Genomic DNA, 2,814 nt, shown 5'->3' on the forward strand with positions numbered 1-2,814 from the left:
CTCCTCGGCTGGGGCGGCCAGGTGCCGTACAACCCCTACCCCCACAACGGCGGCCTCGGCGCCACCCCGCCCTACGGCCCGGGGCCGGCCGGGATGGCCCCGGCGTACGGGGAACCCCAGCCGCCGCGCAGGAACGGCAGGTCGACCGCACTCCTCGTCGTGATCGCGCTGGTCGTCGCGCTGGGCGCCGGTGGTTCGGTGTACGCGTTGATGAAGGGCGGTAGCAACAGCGGCCGTACGAAGGCCGGTTCGGGCGGTCGGGCCACCAGCGCCGCGCCCACGACCCCGGGGCCGAGCACGGGGGAGCCGACGCCGAGCCGATCGCCCTCGCCCTCTCCGACGACGTCCGGCGACGGTGCCGTACCCAGCGGATACCTCGGCACCTGGAACGCGTCCATCGACAACGCCACGGGCCACAACACCCGCCAACTCACCATCCGGCAGGGGAAGGTGGGGTCCCCGGTGCTCATCCTCGTCGCGGACGGACCCGGCTACCACTGCGAGTTCAGCGCGGACCTCGCCCAAGAGCCGGGCGGGGAGAGCCCGTTGGCGATCGGGGCGTCCACCGTCACCTCGGGGAAGCCGCTCTCGTCGTGCAACCCGGGTTCCGCCACCGAGATCACCCTGCTGTCGGACACCACGCTGGAGCGGGTGAACACCAGCACCGGGGAGAAGCTGACGTACACGAAGGCAGGCTGAGCACTCTCCACCACTCGCGTCACAACTCCCTTCACTGCAGGGCCAGTTGAACGTCACGCGAACTTCGGCCAAGACCCCCTGCGTGTTTTCCGGTACCGCTCGTACCGTGACCCCACGATCCGGCTGGGGAGCGGGGGCCCGCAGTGGAGTGGCTGAGCGCGGAGAACGTCGTCGCCGTGGGCACGGCGGTGCTCGGCATCGTCGCGTCCGGCGTGATGGTCTGGTACGAGCGCCGGGTGCCGCGCCGCAAGCGGATCGGCTACCGCGTCCAGATGGACAACCCCATCGGCGACGACGTGCGTTCGGGCCGGGCGAACAGACGCCTGGGCCTCTTCGACGAGGCGCCCGGCATGTCCGACGCCACCCTCGTCCTGCTGCGCATCGAGAACGACGGCTCGCAGAGCATCGCCGACAACGACTACACCGGGCGTGAACTCCACGGCCTCACCGCGGTGTTCACCGACCGCACGATCCGCGGTGTCTCGGTCACCCAGCCGGTCGGCACCGACCACCTGATGGACCACTTCACCCCGGCGGCCGGTCTCGGCTACGACGGCAACACCCTGCGCATCCCGCGCGTCCCGCTCAACCGCGGCGACCACTTCAAGCTGCTGGTGCTGCTGTCCGGCGGCGACGTCGGCTGCCCGATACGGCTCATCGGCGGCATCCGCGACGGCGAGGTGCACCCCAACCGCAGTGCGACCCCGGACGAGACGCTGCCCCTCTTCAGCCGCGCCTCCCGGCTGATCACCATCATGCTCACGGTATGCGTGGTGACGCTGGCGACGATCGTCATCGCCCGTGACGACACCCCGCCGCCCCTCGGCTGCGAGAAGGGCACGCTGCGGATCACCGGCTCGACGGCCTTCGCGCCCGTGACCCAGGAGCTGGCGAAGCAGTACGAGAAGGACTGCGAGGGCTCCCGCATCACGGTGGACGCGCGGGGCAGCGCGGCCGGAGCCGCCGAACTCGCGGCCCTGGGTGACCAGTCGGCGAGCAGCGCCCGCTCGGTGATCGCGTTCTCCGACGGCGCCGCCACCGGGGAAACCGGTGAACTCTTCGGTACCCGGGTCGCGTTGTCGGTGTTCACCCTCGTCGCCAACAACGGTGTCCGTCTCCCGCACGGCCTCTCCCTGGCCGACGTACGCCGGATCTACCGCGGCGAGGTCACGCGGTGGAGGCAGCTCGGCGCCGGCCTTCCGGACCTGCCCGTCGTGCTGGTCAGCCGCAACGCCGACTCCGGTACCCGGCAGATCTTCCAGCAGCGGGTGCTGGGCAGTTGGGAACGGGTGCCCAGCACGTCACTGGACTGCGTCCACAAGGACGACGGCTCCGCCCCCGTCACACGCTGCGAACTCGACTCCACGGAGAAGGTGCTGGACAAGGTCGCCGAAGTCCCGGGCGCCCTCGGCTACAGCGAGGTCACCCTCGCGACCGGACACAAGGGCCTGCGCCCGGTGTCTCTCGACGGCGCGCCGGCCTCGGTCTCGGACATCGAGTACGGCAAGAGCGAGTACCCGTACCGAGGCGTCGAGTACGCCTACACCTACGGCCGCCCGGCCGCCGGCTCCCTCGCCGCGAGCTTCCTCGCCTACGTCGGCCAGGGCACCGGTGAGAACGTCATCCGCGCCCACGGCCACCTGCCGTGCTCGGCGACCCAGTCGACGGGGTTGTGCGCGGACGGCTGAGCGGTCCACCCCACCCCACCCCACCTCACCTCGGCTCCGGCGGCCGCTGCCTCGGCATGTTCGGCCGGCTGCCGCCGCCCGGTCCCGGCGGCTGCGGGAACCTGCCCTGGACGACGGTCCCCTCCTGCCGGCTCCCGGGGACCACCGCGGACTGGATGCCCAGCGGCCCCGCCCCGGTCCGGAACTCCACCATCCAGTCGGCGGTCTCCACCCGGACCAGTTCCGTCACGTCCTCCGAGAAGCGCCGCAGCACCCCCAGACACCGGTCCACGGCCTCGCTCGCCGTGCCCTCCGCGGGCCCCAGGAACTCCCGCACACCCTCCGACGCCCAGTCGAACTGGAGCACCTGAAGACGCCGCTGCACGGCCTGCGCCGTAGCGACGTCCCTCATCCAGCCGGAGGTCATCCCGAAGAACCGGTCCCCGGC

General features: G+C 71.6%; 2 protein-coding genes and 1 pseudogene. 2 read left to right on the forward strand and 1 reads right to left on the reverse strand.

Annotated elements, in window-relative coordinates; genetic code table 11:
• Window positions 1-699 (forward strand): annotated as a pseudogene (locus AC31A1_RS49545) (serine/threonine protein kinase); the annotation flags it as partial.
• Between the two features lie 143 nt (window positions 700-842).
• Window positions 843-2,387 (forward strand): PstS family phosphate ABC transporter substrate-binding protein, encoded by a 1,545-nt coding sequence (locus tag AC31A1_RS49550; RefSeq protein ID WP_489659617.1) that lies wholly within the window; start codon window positions 843-845, stop codon window positions 2,385-2,387.
• Between the two features lie 25 nt (window positions 2,388-2,412).
• On the opposite strand, the gene AC31A1_RS49555 is transcribed toward AC31A1_RS49550, so the two are convergent.
• Window positions 2,413-2,814 (reverse strand): SLATT domain-containing protein (locus AC31A1_RS49555; RefSeq protein WP_489659618.1); only part of this gene is annotated, 402 nt, incomplete at its 5' end.

The sequence above is a fragment of the Streptomyces sp. P5F9 genome (assembly GCF_057961495.1).